Genomic DNA, 1,370 nt, shown 5'->3' on the forward strand with positions numbered 1-1,370 from the left:
GTATATTTATTAAGTGTAATTCCTAACGCGTAGCGTTAGAAAAATTAAGCCTATGAATTTTGACCTATCCTTTACCAACAAAGAGATTACACCATGGGGTGGAATGGTCTTTTTAAAACAAATGTTAGATAAAATAGACTTCAAATCTCAGATTAGTTCCTGTGAAAGTCTTCCTTGTCAAAATTCTAATAGAGCGCATGATGTAGATGTGATTTTAGAGTCATTTATGACAAGTGTTTGGTGTGGTGCAAACCGCTTTTTACACACAGAAGTAACTAGGCATGATAAAGCTCTTGGTAAAATCTTTAACTGGCGAACTTCACCAGGGCAAGATGCGTATAAACGTTATTTTTCCAAGTTCGACGCTATTAGTAACATTGAAACTGCTAAGCACTTCTTTGGGTGGTTTTTTCAAAACATCAACCTAAATTATTTTACCTTGGATATTGATTCTACTGTCATAACTCGCTATGGAGAACAGCAACAAGGGGCTAAAAGAGGGTATAATCCAAGTAAAAAAGGACGTAAATCTCATCATCCTATTATAGCCTTTGTAAATGACATACGTATGGTAGCCAACTTTTGGTTGCGAAGTGGAGACACCAGTTCTGCCAATAACTTCATTAGCTTCTTAGAGGATACTTTATCGGTTTTTGGAAATAAGAAAGTAGGCTTAATACGATTAGACAGTGGCTTTTTTCAAAAGGATATTTTAGATCATTTAGAGTCTAAACCTATAAGTTACATCATTGCCGCTAAGTTTACTCATCCTGTGCAAAGACTAGTAGATAGCCAAACCTCTTGGCTAAATGTCGATGAAGGTATCCAAATAAATGACACCTTCTACCAAGCTAAAAACTGGGAAAAACCTAGAAGAGTTATCATCGTAAGACAAAAAATAAGCAAACGCCCACAGGCACCTGGAAAAACATTAAGTCTGTTTCCAGAAGATGAAATACACAGAAATTACAGATTCTCCGCCTATGTTACAAACTTGGAATGTGGTGCTTATGACGTATGGAAAAACTATCGCGCAAGAGGGGATGCAGAAAATAGAATTAAAGAGCTAAAACAAGACTTTGGAGCAGAATCATTTAATCTAAAAGACTTCTATGCTACCGAAGCTGCTCTAATCTTTGTGATGATTGCTTACAATCTAATGGTGCTTTTTAGAATGTTTGTTTTACAAGAAAAAACACAAAAATCACTTTCTACATTAAGATATAGAACCTTTGCTATTGGAGCTTATTTCGAGAAAATAAATGATACGATCAAGCTTAAAATAGCCCTGGTCAAGAAGCGACGAAAATGGTTCGTAGGATTATGGGATTATCCTTTAGATCTACCTTTAAATATCCCTAATGCGTAAT

1 protein-coding gene is annotated in these 1,370 nt (G+C 35.5%); it reads left to right on the forward strand.

Annotation, left to right across the window (positions count from 1 at the left end):
* Nucleotides 1-52: 52 nt before the first annotated feature.
* Nucleotides 53-1,369 carry an IS1380 family transposase gene (locus HX049_RS18345; RefSeq protein WP_286417823.1) on the forward strand — a complete coding sequence of 439 codons (1,317 nt, stop codon included), beginning with the start codon at nt 53-55 and terminating at the stop codon, nt 1,367-1,369.
* Nucleotide 1,370 lies beyond the last annotated feature (1 nt).

The organism is Myroides odoratimimus (assembly GCF_030326305.1).
GTDB classification, from domain to species: Bacteria; Bacteroidota; Bacteroidia; order Flavobacteriales; family Flavobacteriaceae; genus Flavobacterium; species Flavobacterium odoratimimum_A.